At 40.5% G+C, this 19324-nt stretch carries 22 protein-coding genes; 7 read left to right on the forward strand and 15 right to left on the reverse strand.

Annotation, left to right across the window (positions count from 1 at the left end; translation table 11 throughout):
• Positions 1 to 8 precede the first annotated feature (8 nt).
• From J0L60_10695 to J0L60_10750, 12 genes are all read right to left on the reverse strand, one after another.
• A complete protein-coding gene (locus tag J0L60_10695) occupies positions 9 to 1004 on the reverse strand; it encodes a glycosyltransferase family 9 protein (protein ID MBN8546583.1) in 996 nt (331 codons plus the stop codon).
• 61 nt (positions 1005 to 1065) lie between these two features.
• Positions 1066 to 2586, reverse strand: a complete 1521-nt coding sequence (locus tag J0L60_10700; GenBank protein MBN8546584.1) for a polysaccharide biosynthesis C-terminal domain-containing protein — start codon at positions 2584 to 2586, stop codon at positions 1066 to 1068.
• 33 nt (positions 2587 to 2619) lie between these two features.
• Positions 2620 to 3741: a hypothetical protein gene (locus J0L60_10705; protein ID MBN8546585.1), complete on the reverse strand. Its 1122-nt coding sequence runs from the start codon at positions 3739 to 3741 to the stop codon at positions 2620 to 2622.
• Positions 3741 to 5345 (reverse strand): SLBB domain-containing protein, encoded by a 1605-nt coding sequence (locus J0L60_10710; protein MBN8546586.1) that lies wholly within the window; start codon positions 5343 to 5345, stop codon positions 3741 to 3743. The genes J0L60_10705 and J0L60_10710 overlap by 1 nt, the downstream gene beginning before the upstream one ends.
• 7 nt (positions 5346 to 5352) lie before the next feature.
• Positions 5353 to 7575: a polysaccharide biosynthesis tyrosine autokinase gene (locus tag J0L60_10715; protein ID MBN8546587.1), complete on the reverse strand. Its 2223-nt coding sequence runs from the start codon at positions 7573 to 7575 to the stop codon at positions 5353 to 5355.
• An 8-nt stretch (positions 7576 to 7583) separates the two neighbouring features.
• Positions 7584 to 8153, reverse strand: a complete 570-nt coding sequence (locus J0L60_10720; GenBank protein ID MBN8546588.1) for an SLBB domain-containing protein — start codon at positions 8151 to 8153, stop codon at positions 7584 to 7586.
• A 62-nt stretch (positions 8154 to 8215) separates the two neighbouring features.
• Positions 8216 to 9079 (reverse strand): hypothetical protein, encoded by an 864-nt coding sequence (locus J0L60_10725; protein ID MBN8546589.1) that lies wholly within the window; start codon positions 9077 to 9079, stop codon positions 8216 to 8218.
• A gap of 3 nt (positions 9080 to 9082) precedes the next feature.
• Positions 9083 to 9574 carry a hypothetical protein gene (locus tag J0L60_10730; GenBank protein MBN8546590.1) on the reverse strand — a complete coding sequence of 164 codons (492 nt, stop codon included), beginning with the start codon at positions 9572 to 9574 and terminating at the stop codon, positions 9083 to 9085.
• A gap of 17 nt (positions 9575 to 9591) precedes the next feature.
• On the reverse strand, positions 9592 to 10170 hold the full coding sequence (locus J0L60_10735) for a hypothetical protein (protein MBN8546591.1): 579 nt from the start codon (positions 10168 to 10170) through the stop codon (positions 9592 to 9594).
• A complete protein-coding gene (locus J0L60_10740; GenBank protein ID MBN8546592.1) occupies positions 10155 to 10913 on the reverse strand; it encodes a methyltransferase domain-containing protein in 759 nt (252 codons plus the stop codon). The genes J0L60_10735 and J0L60_10740 overlap by 16 nt, the downstream gene beginning before the upstream one ends.
• On the reverse strand, positions 10910 to 11503 hold the full coding sequence (recR, locus tag J0L60_10745) for a recombination protein RecR (GenBank protein MBN8546593.1): 594 nt from the start codon (positions 11501 to 11503) through the stop codon (positions 10910 to 10912). Before recR ends, J0L60_10740 begins: the two co-directional genes overlap by 4 nt.
• Positions 11504 to 11506: 3 nt before the next feature.
• Positions 11507 to 11842 carry a YbaB/EbfC family nucleoid-associated protein gene (locus J0L60_10750; protein MBN8546594.1) on the reverse strand — a complete coding sequence of 112 codons (336 nt, stop codon included), beginning with the start codon at positions 11840 to 11842 and terminating at the stop codon, positions 11507 to 11509.
• Between the two features lie 106 nt (positions 11843 to 11948).
• On the opposite strand from J0L60_10750, the gene J0L60_10755 reads away from it, so the two are divergent.
• From J0L60_10755 to gatA, 7 genes are read left to right on the forward strand one after another with little or no spacing between them, the layout of a single operon-like run.
• Positions 11949 to 12566, forward strand: coding sequence for a hypothetical protein (locus tag J0L60_10755; protein ID MBN8546595.1), 618 nt, complete (start codon positions 11949 to 11951; stop codon positions 12564 to 12566).
• Positions 12567 to 13232 carry a phosphatidylserine decarboxylase family protein gene (locus tag J0L60_10760; GenBank protein ID MBN8546596.1) on the forward strand — a complete coding sequence of 222 codons (666 nt, stop codon included), beginning with the start codon at positions 12567 to 12569 and terminating at the stop codon, positions 13230 to 13232. It begins immediately after the preceding gene.
• Complete coding sequence (gene pssA, locus J0L60_10765; GenBank protein MBN8546597.1) at positions 13229 to 13954, forward strand: CDP-diacylglycerol--serine O-phosphatidyltransferase; 726 nt, start codon at positions 13229 to 13231, stop codon at positions 13952 to 13954. Before J0L60_10760 ends, pssA begins: the two co-directional genes overlap by 4 nt.
• Before the next feature lies 1 nt (position 13955).
• Positions 13956 to 14213: a phosphoribosylformylglycinamidine synthase subunit PurS gene (gene purS, locus J0L60_10770; GenBank protein MBN8546598.1), complete on the forward strand. Its 258-nt coding sequence runs from the start codon at positions 13956 to 13958 to the stop codon at positions 14211 to 14213.
• Positions 14203 to 14919, forward strand: a complete 717-nt coding sequence (gene purQ / locus J0L60_10775) for a phosphoribosylformylglycinamidine synthase subunit PurQ (protein ID MBN8546599.1) — start codon at positions 14203 to 14205, stop codon at positions 14917 to 14919. The genes purS and purQ overlap by 11 nt, the downstream gene beginning before the upstream one ends.
• A complete protein-coding gene (locus J0L60_10780) occupies positions 14909 to 15100 on the forward strand; it encodes a twin-arginine translocase TatA/TatE family subunit (protein MBN8546600.1) in 192 nt (63 codons plus the stop codon). Before purQ ends, J0L60_10780 begins: the two co-directional genes overlap by 11 nt.
• 13 nt (positions 15101 to 15113) lie before the next feature.
• Positions 15114 to 16532, forward strand: a complete 1419-nt coding sequence (gene gatA, locus J0L60_10785) for an Asp-tRNA(Asn)/Glu-tRNA(Gln) amidotransferase subunit GatA (protein MBN8546601.1) — start codon at positions 15114 to 15116, stop codon at positions 16530 to 16532.
• Here the strand turns inward: gatA and J0L60_10790 are convergent.
• Genes J0L60_10790 through tgt form a run of 3 tightly spaced genes read right to left on the reverse strand, consistent with a single transcriptional unit; the run spans position 16518 to position 19228 of the window.
• Positions 16518 to 17732 (reverse strand): bifunctional 3,4-dihydroxy-2-butanone-4-phosphate synthase/GTP cyclohydrolase II, encoded by a 1215-nt coding sequence (locus J0L60_10790; protein ID MBN8546602.1) that lies wholly within the window; start codon positions 17730 to 17732, stop codon positions 16518 to 16520. The genes gatA and J0L60_10790 overlap by 15 nt on opposite strands.
• An 11-nt stretch (positions 17733 to 17743) precedes the next feature.
• The gene (gene yajC / locus J0L60_10795; protein MBN8546603.1) at positions 17744 to 18079 is read right to left on the reverse strand and encodes a preprotein translocase subunit YajC; all 336 of its coding nucleotides are present in this window, start codon (positions 18077 to 18079) and stop codon (positions 17744 to 17746) included.
• Entirely contained in the window at positions 18080 to 19228 is a 1149-nt protein-coding gene (gene tgt, locus J0L60_10800; GenBank protein ID MBN8546604.1) for a tRNA guanosine(34) transglycosylase Tgt, read from the reverse strand.
• Positions 19229 to 19324: the final 96 nt, after the last annotated feature.

Below are 19324 nucleotides of genomic sequence, written 5' to 3' on the forward strand. Positions count from 1 at the left end.
GATTGCTTCTATGAGTATTTATTGTAATGTGAAATTACAACATTTTTTACCTCATCAACAGTAATTCTTAAGAGGCACTCTCTTACCGGACAGGTTCTTCCCGCACCATATTCACAATAGTTAAACGCAACCGGTGAACAATTCAATTCTCTGTTAATTGCGATGTGTTGATCTCCGGGCTGTTTACAGAAATTTGGATTTGTCGGTCCGAAAATTGCCACTGTAGGCACACCAAACCAGGCTGCTACATGAACAGGCCCGGTATCATTTGCAACGAGCAAGGCAGTGCTTTTCAAGATCGGGGCGTATTCATCTATCGACTTCAACTCTGTAATCCTGATGTGTGAATCTACGAGTGATGATTTAATATCTTCACTCAGTTTCCCTTTTTCCACGACAAAATTGACCTCAAACGATTCACTCAGATCAATCGCAAGCGTTATCATATTTTTCACTCCCCACATTTTTTCATCCCAGCCGGCAAATGGAGTCAGGATTATTTCTTTTCCTCTTGCGGTCGACAAAGGAAAAATCCATGATTCAGGTTTTCTATCAATTATTTTGTAACTGTCAACAGCATCAAAATAAATATCGATGAGATGAGGCTCTTTCCGCATGGACTTAAAACTGTCGAAAGCGGTGCTGTAAGCCTCTCTGGAAATTCCGTGGAACCGCCTGCCACCTGAAAGCAGCATTGTTAATACTGACTGTGGATTCTCTGAAAAATTAATTACAACTCCGCATTTGGTTGCTCTGGCTTTTTTAATAACAGACATTGATGGAATTTTACCACCTTGAAGAAACTCTGTGCTGTCAACATACACAAATTTTATTCCCGGCAATTCCTTGTTGAACAAAAAACTGAATTTACTGTAAGTAAGAACCGTGATCTGAACCGACACTTCCTCTTCTGAGAGTCTTTTGAGGGCATGAAGTGAAAGGATGGTATCACCTATGTTATTAAAAGAAATTATGAGAATATCCTTACCGGAAGATGAAAACATGCGGGATAACAACTTCATAATGAAGACTAAAAATCTTGTGAAAGACTTCAGGAAATTATTGTTATCGAGATTTAAGGAACCTGGAAACGATTTCCTCATAAACTGAGTTTCGGGTGATGTGTAAAATTAATGGATATGCTAAAATAAAACATAAAGGAAGAATAAGAGTGGTCAAATTAAATTGACTGACCAGTAAATAGCAAACTAACAATATCATCGATGAATAAAGCAGGAAGAAAAATGCGTTTTTCACTAATTCAGGATTTAATCTGAAGCCCGATCTTTTAAAGATGAAGGCGAGACACATTACAGATTGAACTATATAGGTAATCGAAGTTGAAAGTGCGAGTCCATTCTGATGCATATTTTCACTTAGAACTAGTGAAAGGATGTATTTAAGAATTAAACCCGCGAGCGAAATTAAAACGAGAGCAGTACTCCCCTTCAGACTGTATGCATATTTCAATCCGACTGCAAATATTGCGTACAGAGGGAGGCTAATTGCATAGTAAACCAGAGTCCCTTCTGTCAGGAGAGTGGAATCGCCTGTAAATTTACCCCGCTGATAGAGTAACCCAATAATTTCCCCACCTGCAAAAATAAAAATGATTGAGGCAGGGATAAACACAAGAAGAATAACCTCTATCGCCTTCGTAAATTTTGCGTTTGCCTCTTTCAAGTCACCTTTAGCAACATTTGCAGCAAAATCGGGTAACAATGCACTTCCAAGTGCTGTTGTAAAGATGGTAACGGGAAGCATGTATATGATATACGAGTAGTTAAGTGAGGCAATACCGCCGGGTTCAGTGTTTGTATAAAACAGTCTGTCTATGAAAAAGAAAATCTGTCCCACCACTTCCACAAAGAGTGTATTAAGGAAGATAAGCCAGGAAACATTTTTTGAGATCGCAAGAGAGAATTTGAATTTCCCCCTGAACATATTCTTACTGCCAAAAAGTAGATGTGTAACCTGGATCATGCTGCCCATGATGTAACCGGCTATTATCGCCATGGTTCCCAGCCAGGCAGAGAAGAAGAAAACTGTGAAAATTATTGAAAGATTTGTCCACACCTGAGAAAGATAGGTAACCTTAAATTTGAACTCTGCTATCAAATACGCAGACAAGATACTGATTATGGCATTCAAAGGCACGGTTAGAAGTGCCATTTCAAAAAGTTGATTTATTGCGGTGTGGTCGGATCCGCTCGAGGTCTCGAGAAAAAGAGATATTACTCCGTCAGAGGCGAAGTAAAGACCCGCTGCCACCAGGGTTACGAGTCCCGTGAAAAGAAGCATCGTGGAAACAAAAAAGGAATTTGCTTCTTCGGGGTCTTTCGATTTGAGATCATTGTAGATGGGGATGAAGTAGTTTTGAGCCTGATAAAACAGAATACTGTTCAGCATCGCAGGAATGGTGTATGCTATAAGGAAATATTCGAAATCCTTGCCAACCCCAAATTTCCCGGCAAACAAAATTTCCCTGAAAAAACCGGTTCCCTTGGAAAGAACTTGAGCCACTACTACTATCAGAGCAGCTCCGCCAACTCCTTGAAATATGTGTTTTATTCTATCTTTTACCAAAACAGGTGAGTTTTTTCTAACAATTCAGGGGGGTTAGCTTAAATATTTTTTTACTTCATCTTCTTTTCTGAAGTAATACAAAAAGGTAAGAGTAAAAAAGAGAAACGCTGCAGCCAGGACCGACTGAAACATTTTTGGGGAAGATGTCCTCAATGGGGGCACAGCCGTATCAAGTACTTCGATGGTTGGAATGTCTTTCTGTTCCTGTATCAGCTCTTTAAAATATTGCTGTTGAAGAAGTGAATATACTTCGCTTAAGACCCGGACTTCCCTGTAATAGTTTGAAAGTTTTACCCCCAAAGCAGGAGCTTCTTTGAATCCAACAAACAATTCATCGGAGTTGGTCTGAAACTTGTTATATTCTTTTTGAAGTGATGCAAGTTTACTTTTTACTGCCTCAACCTCGGGAGAGGTTTCACTCATCGTCTTCAATCTGAATTCGAGCTCAATCTGTGTTGCAAGAATGTCACTCTTCACTTTGGCTGCAGCGTCAATTGCTGCTTTTAATTGTTCGGGAAGTGCAATGGTCTTATTTTCCTTCTGAAACTTTGCCATTGCATTTTCGGCACTGTCCAAATCACTTTTAGTAGTTACCAGTCTTCCTTCAATAAACTCCCTTGTCAATTTCGCCTTACTGTGAAGTTTGCTCCTGTTTATGCTGTCCAAAGCCGCAACAAATGTGTTGCTCACCAAAGCAGCGAATTCAGCAGCACCTTTTCTGTCAGAGTCATTTCTTCCGAAATATCCGGTCTTGATCGAAAAGCCAATCTTGATTATGCCTTCCTTAGTTACTTCAACTTCCAAATCACCAAGTATTTTGGAATGCAATTCTGTCAGGTTGGATGTGTTGTAATACTTTTTCAGATCAACTTTTTTTATCACATATTCGGTAGCTGAACGGCTTTTGACTATTTCAGCATACAATTGTGAACTGCCTGAAGCCCCGCCCGTGACCAGACCCCCAAGGTCCTGTCCACCCAGCAATCCCGCAAGTCCCTGTGATTTGGGTGATTCGGGGGGAAGAACTGAAGAAGTAGCGGTAAAGGTCAATGGATAGACGAAGTAGAGAATTACTGTATAGACAACAAGTACCGTGAACGAAATTCCGAGTATTTTAACATAATTCTTAAAGAAAGTTGAAAAAATTGTCTTCATTATCTGGTACTGATTATAACTGCCACGGTTGCGGCTATTACCGTTGCCAACTGGCCAAGAATAGTTAGTGTATCTTTGAACACATCCCAGAATTTCGGTGCTTGAGGCTTTTCCGGAATCCAAATGGTATCGCCCGGTTCGAGCTTGATAACTTTATCTTCCTCAACCCATTCACCGGTTCTACCTTTTATTACCCTGACCTTTCCCTCTTCGGCTCTCCATGCGAAACCACCTGCGATATTAATATAATCTCTGACTGAAAAATCGGGATTGAATTCCAGATTCCCGGGGAATACTGCCTGACCGATTATTGTTATGTAGTCTTTCTTCTCTATCACAAAAATCTGATCATTTTTCTTCAAGATCAAGTCGTCTGTTTTATCACGAAAGACTTTCTGAAAGTCAATAACAATCCTGCCGTGACGCTGACGGGATTTTGATTTAAGATAATCATACTCGTCATCAGTCATATCTTTTCGGGGTATTAATTTAATTCTCTCAAATTCAGGATCATAAGCGGATTCACCAGAGGCCCGAATAATGTATGAGTTTTTCATCGATGCCTTTTCAAGAAACCCGCCTGCTTCAGGAATAATTTGGGAGAGTTTTGTCACCCCCTCAGTAATCTTGTAAGGCCCGGGATATCTGACAAAGCCATCAATAATAACAATGTTCTCTTGAAGATAGAGCGGTTTTGTGCGTACAACTATTCTGTCTTTGTTTTGTAACTTAAAGCCACCGGAAATCAAATAGCCCGAACTCTCGCGGATGCTGTTTTGGGTATGATTGTCATCCGCAAATCGAATCACTTCAATTGTATCAAGAAATGCAGCATCGAGATATCCTCCTGCAATTTTAAGAAGTTCAGCATAAGTTTCCCCTTCTTTATACTCATAAACCCCGGGATATTTGACCATACCTGATAGACTGACGGTCTTGTCAAGTTTGTCGACCATAATATAATCGCCTTCTTCGAGCAATGGATTCTGATTTCTGTCCGCAAGTCTGATGAATGACAGCAGATCAATATATTTTGTTCCACCGTCTTTCGAAATGATTTTTATGTTTCTGATATTGGCAACGGGTGTAAAACCCCCATCCATCAGAATGTCATTTAATCGTGAGTTTGCAAGAACGACTTTACTCCCCTTCTTTAAAACCTCACCATAAATCGCAATTTTTATCCTTCTTATACCTGATAGAGTTACGAAGATATTTTTACTCTTGTATTTCCTGGCAAATTCGGCTCTGATCTTATCTTTGGCATCTCTAAGAGTCAAACCGCTCAGCTTAATCATTCCGATTTTTGGCAGAAGAAGAAGACCATCCGGGTTTATTTTAGCATCAAAAACAAGAGTTTCGATATCATCGAGACTGATCTTGAACTGATCTCCAGGTCCAACCAAATAGACATTTTCATCGACACCTCCTTCAACCACAGCAATGTCATCATTTTTTTGGATTGAAGAATCGGTGATTATAAATGCCCTGTCAGCATATGAAGGCAGGTCTTGTGAACGGATCACGGTAGAAAAAAGAGAAAGGAACAGCATCACTGCCGTTCCTTTTCCAAAAATAGAGAATATTTTGATTAGCTGTCTCATCGCAGGACTATGCGTTTTCTCCGGTTTTAGTCGAGCGTGAGTAGTAATAGTAATATTTGTAGTATGAACCATAGGAGCTCTTATAGACAAAATTATTAAGTACTGCACCAATAAAGTGATGTGTACCCTGTCTCATAATCTCACCGGCTCTTCTCAAGAGTTCCATCTCAGTAGTATCGGCTGAAACAACCAAAATTGATCCGTCAACATATCTTGACAGAATCTCGGAATCTGTTACGGCTATTACAGGTGGAGTATCCAGGATTATGAAGTCATACCTGCCTCTTAACTCATTCAGGAAGTTTAGCATCGCTTCTGATTCCATCAACTCCGCCGGATTTGGAGGAATGGTACCGCAGGGAATGAAATCCAGATTAGGCATTTCAGTTGTACGGATAATCTCATCCAAAGTGTTATGGCTGAACAGATAATCAACCAAACCGGGGTGTCTGTTCATATTGAAAACATTATGAACTCTGGGTTTTCTTAAATCGCAGTCAACCAAAAGTACTTTTTTGTTGATCTGTGAAAAGCTTCCTGCAAGGTTTGTTGCAATGATTGTTTTACCTTCAGTAGGAGCTGATGAGGTTACAAGAATTACTTTCATCTTGGCAGCATCAGGAGTGGTAAATTGCAAACGGGTCCTGAGTGCTCTGAATGCTTCGGCAGGAATTGAGTCAGGTTTTGAGAATACAATAAACTCGTTCGAACTTCCCTTCGTTGCATCAATACCCTCAATTCTCGGAATCCATGAAAGTACATTGAAGCCAAGTTTTGTGAGTTGATCAGGAGTTTTTACGGTCTTGTCGAAGTAATCTCTCACAAATACATATGAAATTGATACAACGAGACCCAACACAATACCGATGATAACAATCAGGGTACGGTTTGGTTTGGCAGGTGAAGTCATCACCCTTGCAACTTCAATCACTACCACATTACCTGGTTGCGACTGTTCATTTATGACGGCTTCCTGAAATCTCTGTTCGATCAGCGTGTAAAGTTTTTCAAGCCCTTCACGGGTTCTTGTAAGCTTTGCAAGTTCTATGGCACTTCTTGGAAGTGTCCCAAATTTTCCTTCATACTGTGCCAACTGGCTTGTGACTTGGGCTATCGAAAAGGTCAGTCCCTTTTCCTGAATATCCAATTCCAAAAGCTTTAATGCAACTGTTTTGTATTCTTCAGGTGTGTTTGCCACCGCGCTTTTCTGGAAGGTTTCTACTTTTTCATTAAGCTTATCTTTAAGAAGATTGATTTTGACATCAATCTCTTTCAGAGCTCTGGCATTCTTGGGATCTTTTTCATTGCCAACAACAAGTAATTTCTGAATCTCCAGTTTGGCAATTTCTGTCTGGAGTTGGTCAAAATAACCTTTTACCTCATATTGTGCGAGGTAATCAAGTGCATCAGGATCAAGCTTTGCAAGTTTGGCTTTGTATGATTCGATTGCATTTTGAGTCGATTTCAACTCTATTTCATACATCCCCTTGCTGGCTTCAAGAGTGGAAATCTGTGAAATCAGATTGGAAGCCTGATTGTCGAGGGCTATAATTCCCCCGCTCTCCTGAAAAGTCTTTAACATATCCTCAGCCTGATTCAAAGCCTCAAGCTTTTCACCCCGCTGTTGATCAAGGTAATTTTTGATTACAACAAGCTGGTCACGATTGAACATCAGGTTTAGGTTGCGGTACTCGGAAGAATATGTATTGGCTATCAGAGCCGCTTCATATGGTGAAGGTGAACTCGCCGAAAGAATTACAAAATCCAGGCCTCTTTTTTGTTCAACAGTCACGAGACTTGAGAGAGTAATTGCGAGTTGTTCTTTGGTCATCAGTTTTTTCTTGCTCTGGTCGAGTCTGTCACTGGTCAAAAGAACAGAGAAAGTGTCTTTTTTCTGCGCATTATTGAATGAATCAATAAGTGCGGAGGCCACTCTTTCTCTTAGAGTATAACTTTTAATGACCTCAATTTCATTTGAGATGAATCTATCCTCTGAACCAAATGGTTGAAGAAGCGGGTTCGATTCAAGAATATTACCGGAGTTTTTATTGATTTTTACAAGTGTTGTAGAATTGTAGATATCAACCGCATTTATTGCGTAAACCAGGGCAAAAATGAAGGAAACAGCAGTAATAATAAGTATAGGGAGCAGGTTTCCCCTGATCAATTGAAGATAATCTACAATTGATTTCGTTTCCTGGAATTGCGAATTGTTGAATTCTGTATCCAAAAGTTCCTCTAATTTCGTGTAATATTCAGGATTAAAATAGTTAATGATATAGCAGCAGATAGAACCTGCAGTGCTATAGAGAGATAATCTCTAAAGAAAAATCTTGGCTCACCCTTCAAAAGAAGAATATCGCCCGGTTGAAGTCTCGGGATGGTATCCACGGGACGGATATGATCCTCCCAAAGGAGGGAATTGTAATTCAGTTCGAGAACCCTGTTACCGGTGCTGGAAATTAACGAACTGTCTTTTGCATTTTTAGGTGGTGGAAATGCGGCGGTATCACTGTTGGCGAATCTAAACAATGCTATCTGCTCAAGCAATGCATCTGTGGTAGGACCACCGGCAAACGCAAGCAGGTCAAGCACCGTTGTTCCTTCGGGGACAAGATATTTACCCGGAAACTTTACATATCCGAGGGCAGAGACTGTAATATTTATTCTGTCGGGATCTGAATAATCATAGAACGCACCACCTGTTTGCCTTATGGTAGCATCCCTTCCAACTTTCACATCCTGTGCTTTAATAATAAATGTTGTGCTAAAAACCAGAAGAAAGAACAGTAATTTGGTAAACCTCATGTCTCTACTTTTTATTTATGATGTGCAAATATATTGATTATTTCAAACTTTTTAAAGCGTATTTAGTTTCTTAACTCAATTTTAATTGAAAATGCGGCAAGAAAAGTACCTAAAAAGGCTATTAAAGGAGCAGATACCCAAGAGAGCATCACTCCCACGGTATCGGACGAATTCGAAATGTTTATTTCTAAAAATTCCAAACCTGAATTTACAACAATTCCATGGAATAAATATGTGATAAATGCACACATTATCCCAAGTGAGAGGGTTGAAATGTAAGCCGGAAGCTTTATTTTCATCAGACTCCCGCCAACCAGCCTCATTGTATTAAAATCCTCGCTTCTCGCAGCAAATGCGGAACGAATCGAAGTATAAGCAAGATAAAGGGCTATGAAAAGGAATACAGCAGAAACAATTATCGTTATCAATCTGATTCTTTTTGTAAAAACCATCACTTCTTCAAGCTTCCCGGCACGAAATTCAAATCCCGTAATTCCTTGTTTTTGTGCAATCGTTTCAGAAATTTTGCCCAGCCCTGAAATCTCATTCGTTTGGGAGTCAAAAGCAACAATCAGTGATGCCGGTAATGGATTGACACTCAGAATTTTACTAAAATCCTCACCCGTTTGTCTGATAAACTCTTTACGGGCTTCATCCTTGCTTAGAAACTCTACTTTTTTTACCGCGGGTGCTTTTCCAATTTCTGCAACCAAGAGATTAATTGCAGACTCTGAAAGTGAATCTTCAAGATAAAACGAAGCTGTAACATTCTTTTTCAGATTTTCCTGCAGTGCCGAGGAAAAATTGGTAAACAGATATGATGCCACAATAAAGTTTGATGCTAGCAGCAGGGAAATAAATGTAATTACCGATGTAATTCCGGCATATTTTAAGTTTCGATAGGCTTCTTTAATGTAAAATGTCATATTCTATAGATTTGATTCGTCGATCCAGCGGGCAATCTGCCACTTGTTTGTAATCGCATTTTTTTCCAGATTAAGATTAACTCTGCCATTTATTCTGACAATATCGTTTGGGTTAAAAGTGATTGTAAGATTAAAACTCCGAACGATATTCAGTTTTAGTGAATCCCCGCTCGACAAAATTATGTTGTTCCAAACGAGATCGAGCCTTTCAGAATTTGAGAAAAGTCCCGAAGTGGTTCTTAGTTCCTCTTCCCTTCCCCATGTAACATCTGCACCAAGGTCGTAATCACGAAATGTAAAAATGAAATCATCCTTTATCAGAGCAGAGTATATACTCGTGTCTTTAAAAGTATAAGCATAACGAAGGTTAACAAAGATGCCATCAGATGTGGAAAGATCGCTCAGCACTCCTCCACCCGAGTCAGGATCAGTGTAGTGTCCGGGTGAAAATGGATTTTCACATCCCCCAATAAAAAGAACTAAAATGAGTATCATTCCTTTCAGGAATTTTCTCAATTGAAGTATCCTTTCAATTCACTCCATGTGGCAACTTCTCCCGATTTTATATCCTGCCACTGATAAATTGTCCACAATTGTTGTTTGTCCCTCAAAAGTTTGAATTGCAACTTTCCGCTGTAGACATTCGCCAGTCCTTGAATGTTGTGAGGAACAGTCATATTATAATTTGCAGAAAGATAGGCACTGTCGCCAAACGATACAAGTTGCTGCTGATCAAGCGTCAAACTGATCGCAGACTCCTTTGGGATTTTATTAATTATATTGTTCAGATATTGTTCTTCATCTTTTACCGACCAGCCCGAAACAAGAACGGCGTACTTCGAAACCGCTTCGGCGTTTGCAATATACTGGAATGACTTCCCGTTTTTTGTCGAATCGCTGAAAGATTTGAGATAATACTGGGTACTTTTGGTCGTTATGGAATTTATCATGTTCGTAATGACACTGTTCACATCTACAGGTTGAAGATAGTTGAACCTTGGTACATCAGGTGACTCAGGCGGTCTCGTACTAAAAATGTCGCAACCGGCAAAAACGACAGGCAAAAATACAAGAACTAAGAGGCGATGCATATAAATCTTGGCGATCCTTTCAGGTTAAAACTGTTTCCATCATAATCACCATACAATGACAGATTTTCTGCACCAAATTCATCCAATATCGATAAAATTTCTTCTGCATCAAATAATCTTACTGATTCCCGAAAACTGTAACTATTCTCCCCTTCCTCAATTTCGATGTCTTTTACTACCCTGTTGTTCTCGATTTTTCGATTCTCTATATATCGTGCACCGTCAATGACAGTATCGGAGAACGGAACGAGATTAGCTTTCAGATAATGGACATTCAAAAAATCGAGTAAAAATCGACCCGACTTTTTTTTGAGAGAAAATGCATTCTTCAAAGCAAGCCGGTTTTCTGCATCTGATTCAAAATATCCCCAACTTGTGAAAATATTCATCACAAGATCGAAATTCGCCTTAAACGGTATCGATCTTATATCTCCCCTCACTAAATTCAGATCCACCCCGGCTCCTCTAGCCTCAGATTGAGCAACACTCAATAGTCTGTTACTCAAATCATAACCGGTGACATTGTATCCCCTCCTTGCAAATTCGATGGAATGCCTGCCAGAACCACACCCTACATCCAAAACCCTTCCCTTGCTATGCTCCGGTATCTGCTGTTTTACAAGCTCGATCAACTTTAACGCATCATTCCTGTCACGGTGTCTGTAGAGCGAAAGGTAATGTTCAGATTCAAACCAGTTTTTGAACCAGGTTTTACCCGGCTCAACTGTCTTTTCAATAGTCAAAAGCTGCTCCTGCCGGTAACTGCCCGACCGATAGTGGCATCATCTGCAAATTCGATATTACCGCCAATGGGTACCCCTCTGGCAATCCTGCTCACGGATACCCCAAAAGGTGAAATCAGCCTGTTCAGGTATAATGAAGTGGCCTCTCCTTCTGTGTCGGGATTTAGTGCGAGAATCACTTCCTTTACTCCATCATCAAGTCGAATGAGAAGTTCCTTTATCTTGAGATTCTCGGGGCCAACACCGTTCAGGGGAGAAAGCACTCCCCCCAGAACATGATAACTACCATTAAACTCGTGAGACCTTTCTACGGCTATCACATCGTTGATATCCTCAACGACACAGATGATTGATTTATCTCTTTTCTCCGAACTGCAAATATCACAAACTTCATGTTCGCCTATGTTGAAGCAAATCCTGCAAAATTTGAGTTTTGTTTTAAGTCCGGTGAGCGATTCAATCAACTTATCGATCTCTTCAGGTTGTTGTCTCAATAGAAACAGGGCAAGTCTCCTCGCACTCTTGGCTCCAACTCCCGGGAATTTTGAAAATTCTTCCACCACAGCTTGAAGTGGTGCTGCAAGATTCATCGCTTAGAAACCCGGGATGTTCATTCCGGGAGGAATCACACCTTTAGTAAGTTTTCCCATCTCTTCTTCATGCATTTTTTTCGAAGCTGCAATGGCTTTATTTACTGCTGCAACTATCAAATCTTCAAGCACTTCTTTATCATCGGGCACAATAACTGCAGGATCGAGGACTATCGATACCAGTTCATTATTTCCGTTTACAGTTGCTTTTATCATTCCACCACCGGCTTCCTCAGTTACAGTTTTTGCACCGAGCTCCTGTTGAAGTTTAGCCATGTCTTCCTGAAGCTTTTGAACTTGACGCATCATCTGTTGCATGTTGGGTTTACCACCGAACATTAATCCTCCGGATTTTTGAGTATTTTTTTAGAAAATGTTTATTTATGTAACTTGTTAACTTTATATTTGCCATTTATATATTTTTATTGTTGAATTGTAATAAAAAATGCAGATAGAATTAGAGAGTAAGTTCAGTTCAATCTTAAACAGCAAAAAACACAATGCTAATTTACGAGGAAATTCGTTAATTATTTCCCCACAACTTTCTGACTATCTTAAAGAGTTTAATTTACCTCTCTATTTTTCAGACAGGAACCCGGGAGTTGAACCGGCTGAAGGTGTCGGAGCCGGTTATTATATAAGTGTATTCAATTTCGCGAATAGTTATATTGCAAAAGCTGCCGGTGTTGAGGTGCTCTCGCCGCTCAAATTACCGGCATATCTGGTTTATATCGATGAAAATACTGAATATCCCGCAGGTGAATCATTGCTCTTTTCTCTCGGAATTACCGTTCCCGAAGATTTTCGTGCAGCACTCAAGTTGTCCTTTAAGTTTAACGCGGTCTTAAGATCCTTTTTTGAAAGACGGGGATCGGATTTAGTCTCGATTAAAGTAAAATTTGTATTAAATGATAACAAGGTACTGCTCAATGGTGATTTGACATACTCGGATATACTTCTTTTACCAACTGAGAGTAACAGAGATTTATTAAAATATGTGACTGCACCTGATGAAAAAAACACTAAAAAACACATAAAATTCATAAACAAAATTTTGGAATAAATGTTTACTAAATACGGCTATTTTACTATTGGAGTTGTTCTCGTTTTATCTTTCCTGTTGATTGCAGCAGGCATCTGGTTTATTGAAAAACCCCTGATAAAATATGCACTTTTCGTTGTGGCTGCTTTTTTGACAATATTTACATTGAACTTTTTCAGAGACCCGGAACGCACCCCGCCTGCAGGCGATGATATCATTATCTCTCCTGCCGATGGCAAAGTGCTGTTCATAAAAGAAGTCTATGATGATGAGTATCTAAAAAGCAAAGCGCTACAGGTTTCCATATTCATGTCACCACTTAATGTTCATGTAAACAGAATCCCGATTGATGGAAAAGTGGAATATCTGAAATATCACGAGGGAAAATATCTTGTTGCCTGGGACGATAAAGCATCTTCTGAAAATGAAAGATTTCTTACCGGAATTGATTACGGTAAAGGTAAACTCCTCTTTTCTCAGATTGCAGGATATGTAGCCCGTCGAATCGTAAACGACCTGAAAACCGGTACATCTGTGAAAAAGGGTGAAAGATTTGGAATGATAAAATTTGGTAGTCGTGTCGATGTTCTTGTCCCCCTCGGGTCGGTTCCGCAGGTGAAGGAAGGCGATATGGTTACTGCCGGAGAAACCATTTTGTTCAAATTACAGCAGGATTCAAAAAAATGATAAATAATAAACGGGCTATTGTGCCCGGATTGCTAACACTGGGCAATCTTACCTGTGGATATCTGTCCATAGTGTTCGCTGCTCAGGGGGAATTTGTAACGGCGGGATACCTGATTATTGCATCAGCGTTTTTTGATTTGATTGACGGTCTTGCCGCAAGACTCCTGAACGCAGCTTCCAATTTCGGTGTGCAACTCGATTCGCTCGCCGATATCGTCGGTTTCGGGGCTCCAACAGCTTTTCTGGTCTACAAATTCAAACTTGAGGAATTTGGAACCTGGGGACTGGTAATCAGCCTTCTTTTTCTGGTCAGTGGTGCACTCAGACTTGCAAGATTCAACACTCAGGTAAGCTCTGACCTTAAGAAAAAAGACTATACCGGAATCCCTATCCCTGTTGGTGCGTTAATCGTTACACTTCTAATACTGGCACAAATTGATAAAGATATAGTCCCTTGGTCTTGGAAATGGCTTTTCCCGTTTGTTACAATTCTAACTGCTGCCGGAATGGTTTCAAAAATAAAGTTTGCGGCATTTCCCAAATTCAATAAGTCACTTATAGAAAAGTCACCCGTGGAGATATTACTGGTGCTGATTCTCCCCTTTGCGATCTATTTTTATGGAATAACAGGTCTCTTTTTCTTATTCATTTTTGGTATTTTATTTAACATAGCCAAAAGCTATGTTACTAGTCAGAAAAAAACAATTAAGCATCGGGCATAATGTGTTCAAAGCCAAAGTTATAGTCAAAAGAAGAAAGTCAATTCTCGACCCGCAAGGTAAAGCTGCCGAACAGGGAGCAAAACTTCTTGGATTCAATAATATCCAAAGCGTCAGAATGAATAAAGAAGTCGAGTTTTTCGTGAATCTTGCCTCCAAAGAAGAGGCATTTAGGGAAGTTAGTGAGTTCTCTGAAAAACTGCTGGCAAATCCGATTATGGAAGATTATGAAATACAACTCGAAGAAGTAGATGAAGCCTAAATTTGGTGTGGTTGTTTTTCCCGGTTCAAACTGCGATCACGACGCGTACTATGCTCTAAAGCATGAACTTGGATATGAAGTCGAGTTTTTGTGGCATAAAGAGCACTCCCTGAAGGATTGTAATGTCATAATTCTCCCCGGAGGCTTTTCGTACGGCGACTACATAAGATGCGGCGCAGTGGCAAAACTCTCCCCCATTATGCGCGAAGTAATCCGTTTTGCCAATGATGGCGGAATTGTGATTGGAATATGCAACGGTTTTCAAATACTTTGTGAAACGGGACTTCTCCCCGGCGTATTGATCAAAAACCGTGATTTGAAATTTATTTGTGAAGATGTGTATCTAAAAGTAACCGGGAAGTCGAAACTCTTTGCTGATGGAAATCACAACTCTGTATTCAAAATACCGATAGCCCATGGTGAAGGTAATTATTTTATTGAAGAAGAAAAACTTGCAGAACTTGAAAGTAACAATCAGGTTCTTTTCCGTTACTGCACCACAGTTGGTGAGGTCTCTGAAGATGCAAATCCGAATGGCTCACTAAACAATATTGCAGGAATTACCAATGTTTCAGGTAATGTCCTTGGTATGATGCCACACCCCGAGAGAGCCTGTAGCAAGACCCTGGGGAATGATTCGGGCAAGTTCATTTTTCTTTCAATTGCAGAATTTTTAAAAACTAAAGAGGTAGAAAATGTTTTCTAATCTAGGACCACTCGAGATATTTCTCATAGTTCTTGTCGTACTCCTCCTGTTCGGCGCGAAAAAAATCCCTGAGCTGGCACAAGGTGTTGGTAAAGGAATGAGAGAATTCAAAAGAGCAATAAAAGATGTTGAGCAAGACATCAAAGTTGATGACAACAAGGATCAGCCTAAAAATCCCTGACACCGGTCAATAGTTGCTTACCTACAATACCATTTCTGAAAAACGGGATCTTCTGCTGTCAGGAGAACTCGATCTCATTGCAAATGTCAATTATTTTCTTCAGAAGATTAAGTCCTCTGAAGATATCAATGCATTTCTGCATGTAAACCATACGCTACCCCTTGATGCCGAAAGACTTTTGGAAAAACTGAGGTCCGGGGGCGCTCCGGGTAAACTTTTCGGTGCGGTAATAGCAGTCAAGGATGTCATTTCTGTCGAAGGGATGCCAATGACCTGCGGTTCCCGTATTCTGGAAGATTTTCAGCCTGTTTTCACCGCCACGGCGGTTCAAAAACTTATCGATGAGGATGCCCTTATTATTGGGAAACTCAATTGTGATGAGTTTGCAATGGGTTCGTCAAACGAGAATTCCGCCTTTGGCGCTGTTCTTAATCCTGTTGACAAAACAAGAGTCCCCGGTGGTTCTTCAGGTGGTTCCGCTGCTGCAGTAGCTGCAGGGCTTTGCGATGTAGCCCTCGGAAGCGATACTGGAGGTTCCATTAGACAACCGGCTGCCTTTTGTGGAGTGTATGGAATCAAACCAACTTACTCCCGGGTTTCCCGGTACGGTTTGACTGCATTCGCTTCCTCATTTGACTCGATAGGTCCAATCGCACACAATCCTGAAGACTGTGCACTTGTTTTGCAGATCATGGCCGATTATGATCAACTTGACTCCACTTCCACGAAAAACACCTCGACAATCTCTTACCCTGTTCAGAGAGTAACCAAAAAACTCAGGATTGGGATTCCTGTTGAATATATGGGCGAAGGTCTTGATGACGAAATTAAGGAAGCTGTGTTTGGTATAAAGTCAGAACTTGAAAAACTGGGTCATGCTGTCGAATCCGTTTCATTACCCTCGACCAAATATACTATCGCTGCCTATTATGTCCTGACAACCGCCGAGGCTGCTTCAAATCTATCGAGGTATGATGGAGTAAGATTCGGGAAGAGGTCGGGCAAAGGTGGGGGTCTGAAAGAGATGTATACTGCAACAAGATCTGAAGGATTTGGTACAGAAGTAAAACGCAGAATAATGCTTGGAAATTATGTACTCTCGGGTGGATATTACGAGGCATACTTCAATAAAGCTCAAAAGGTGAGAAGGCTTATCAAGAATGATTTCAGGAAGGTTTTCGAAAACTTTGATCTTATTCTGACGCCCGTGACTCCCGAACTTCCCTTTAAGTTCGGTGAGCGATCAAAAGACCCTCTTGCAATGTATTTAGGTGATATTTATACCACTTCTGTAAACCTTGCCGGTATACCCGGAATCTCGATTCCTGTCGGGACATCCAAAGATGGTCTCCCGATTGCAGTGCAGTTCATTGCCGCTGAATTCGCAGAGGATACTCTCCTCAGTATCGCAAAAATCCTACAAAAGCTCTGAAATAGAACTCATAATCATGTGTCCCATCTTGTCTCTCTTTGTCTTGAGATACTTGATGTTATTGGGATTCGGAGCAATCTCCAAAGGTACTCTGCTTTCAACAGAAATTCCATACTCGAGCAGATCATCAATCTTCTTTGGATTATTTGTTATAAGTTTCACACTCTTCAGTCCAAGTTCTTTAATTATTTGAGCACCAAGACCGTAATCCCTTGGATCGGCATCAAAACCAAGTTTTTCGTTGGCCTCCACCGTATCGAAACCCATATCCTGAAGTTTGTACGCTTTAAGTTTGTTGCTCAATCCTATTCCTCTTCCCTCCTGACGCAAATAAATCACAACTCCCTTGCCATAACCGTTTATTAAATCAAGCGAGTGGTTTAGCTGGTCGTGGCAGTCACATCTGAGAGAATGAAAAATATCACCTGTCAGACATTCCGAGTGAATCCTCACCATTACATTTTCCTCACCCGATACATCACCTTTAACTACAGCGATATGATCTTTTGAGTCGATATGCGATTTATAAAGATGAAGTTTGAAATCGCCATGAGATGTCGGGAAATTAATGGTGGTAATCTTAGTTATAAATTTCTCATTAATCATCCGGTGTTTCAGAATCTGCCTGACCGAGATCATCTTTAGATTGAATTTCACCGCAATTTCCTGAAGCTCTTTCATCCTTGCCATCTCACCGTCCTCTTTGAGAATCTCACAAAGGGTGCCGGCAGGATTCAAGCCCGAAATGCGGCAGAGATCAACTACAGCTTCGGTATGCCCTGCTCTTTTAACGACTCCACCTTCAGTATATCTGAGAGGGAAAATGTGCCCCGGGATGGCAAAGTCTTCTGTTTTTGCTTCGTCGGAAGCAAGGGCAAGGATGGTTTTTGCACGGTCAGAAGCAGAAATACCGGTAGTCGTACCTTCAACTGCATCTACCGAAACGGTAAAATTCGTCCCATGAAGGGCATTATTTGAGCCACTCATTAAGGGGATACCCAGGTGATCCAGTTTGCTCCCGTCCATTGCAACACATAATAGACCTCTGCCCTGAGTTATCATGAAGTTAACAATTTCGGGTGTTACAAATTCTGAAGCACAAACAAAGTCACCTTCGTTCTCACGGTTTTCATCATCAGTAATGATGATTACTTTTCCGTTCCGTAATTCAGAAACCGCTTCTTCTACCGTGCAAAACATCACTAATTCCGTTATTTCTTGTCTAAACTTGTGGTTGTACCGTCTGAATTCAATATTGCTGCTATTGCATTTTTATCGAATTTTATTTTTGTTGTGTCACCAACTTTAATCCAGACAACTTTATCTTCAACTGTGGTGACTTCACCATACATGCCACCTGAAGTAACCACTTTGTCCCCTTTTTGAACTTCGGAAAGGAGCTTTTCTCTCTCTTTCTGTCTTTTCTGCTGGGGTCTGATAATCATAAAATAAAAAATGAGGAAAATGGCACCGAACATTATCAGTGTACCCATCATTCCGCCGCCGCCTTCGCCTCCTGCAGGAGCCATTGCAAGCAAAGTTTCCATTTAATTCTCCGTTTCTTTTTTGTCTTGTTCTGTTATCTTATATAAAACTTGTTCTTTCCACTGCTTAAAATCCCCCGCTAAGATGTGCTTCCTTGCAGCTCTTGCGAGTTCAAGATAGAAGTGTACATTGTGAACCGAGACGAGTTCAAATCCCAAAAATTCGTTTGCAACCAGAAGATGCCTCAAATAAGCTCTCGTGTGATTCCTGCATGTGTAACAGTTGCAATTTTCGTCCAAAGGCGTAAAATCATTTTTATAGATCGAGTTTTTTATCCTTACCGGACCATTCCATGTAAAAATAAAACCTCTTCTGGCGTTTCTGGTCGGCATAACACAATCAAACATGTCCACACCCCGCTCGATAGCTTCAAGGATGTTTTCTGGTTTGCCTACACCCATGAGGTATCTTGGTCTGTCAACTCGCATAAAATCAGTAGTAAAATCGACAATATCATACATCGATTCCGCAGGCTCACCTACTGCCAATCCACCTATGGCATATCCTTCAAAATCGATATCCAACAGCGATTTCACCGATTCCTCCCTTAAATCCTTGTAAGTACTTCCCTGAATTATCCCAAACTGATTTTGTTCAAATCCGTAGAGTCCCGAAGTCTTGAGAAATGCTTCCCTGTTCAGAATTGCCCAGGCTGAAGTCATTTTGGTCGAATGTTTTGCGTATTCATAGGTGCATGGGTATGGAGTACATTCATCCAGTACCATCATGATATCAGATCCGATGGACCTTTGGATATTTACAACTTTTTCAGGGGTAAAGAAGTGCTTCGAACCATCAAGATGTGACTTAAACTCAACTCCGTCATGCTTTATTTTACGCAAATCAGAGAGGGAAAAAACCTGAAACCCGCCGCTGTCGGTAAGTATTGGTCTGTCCCAGTTGATGAATTTATGCAACCCTCCGGCTGCCTCAAGTGTCTCAGTCCCCGGTCTCAAGTAGAGATGATAAGTATTTCCAAGTATGATATCTGCATTGATATCATCTTTCAGATAAGAAAAATTTACTGCCTTTACAGTCCCCTGAGTACCTACAGGCATAAAAATTGGCGTTTTAACCACCCCGTGTGCAGTAGTAAATTCGCCTGCTCTCGCCTTGGAATCCTTATTGGTGGTTAGTAACTTAAAATTCAGACTCAATAAATCTCAAAAATTGTGATTTAAAATTTACTTCTTTTAAAACTCTCTAACAAATTAATAAAGCAGTGGTATTATTTATAAAGAAAATCC

The sequence above is a fragment of the Ignavibacteria bacterium genome (assembly GCA_017302895.1).
GTDB lineage: Bacteria > Bacteroidota > Ignavibacteria > Ignavibacteriales > Ignavibacteriaceae > UTCHB3.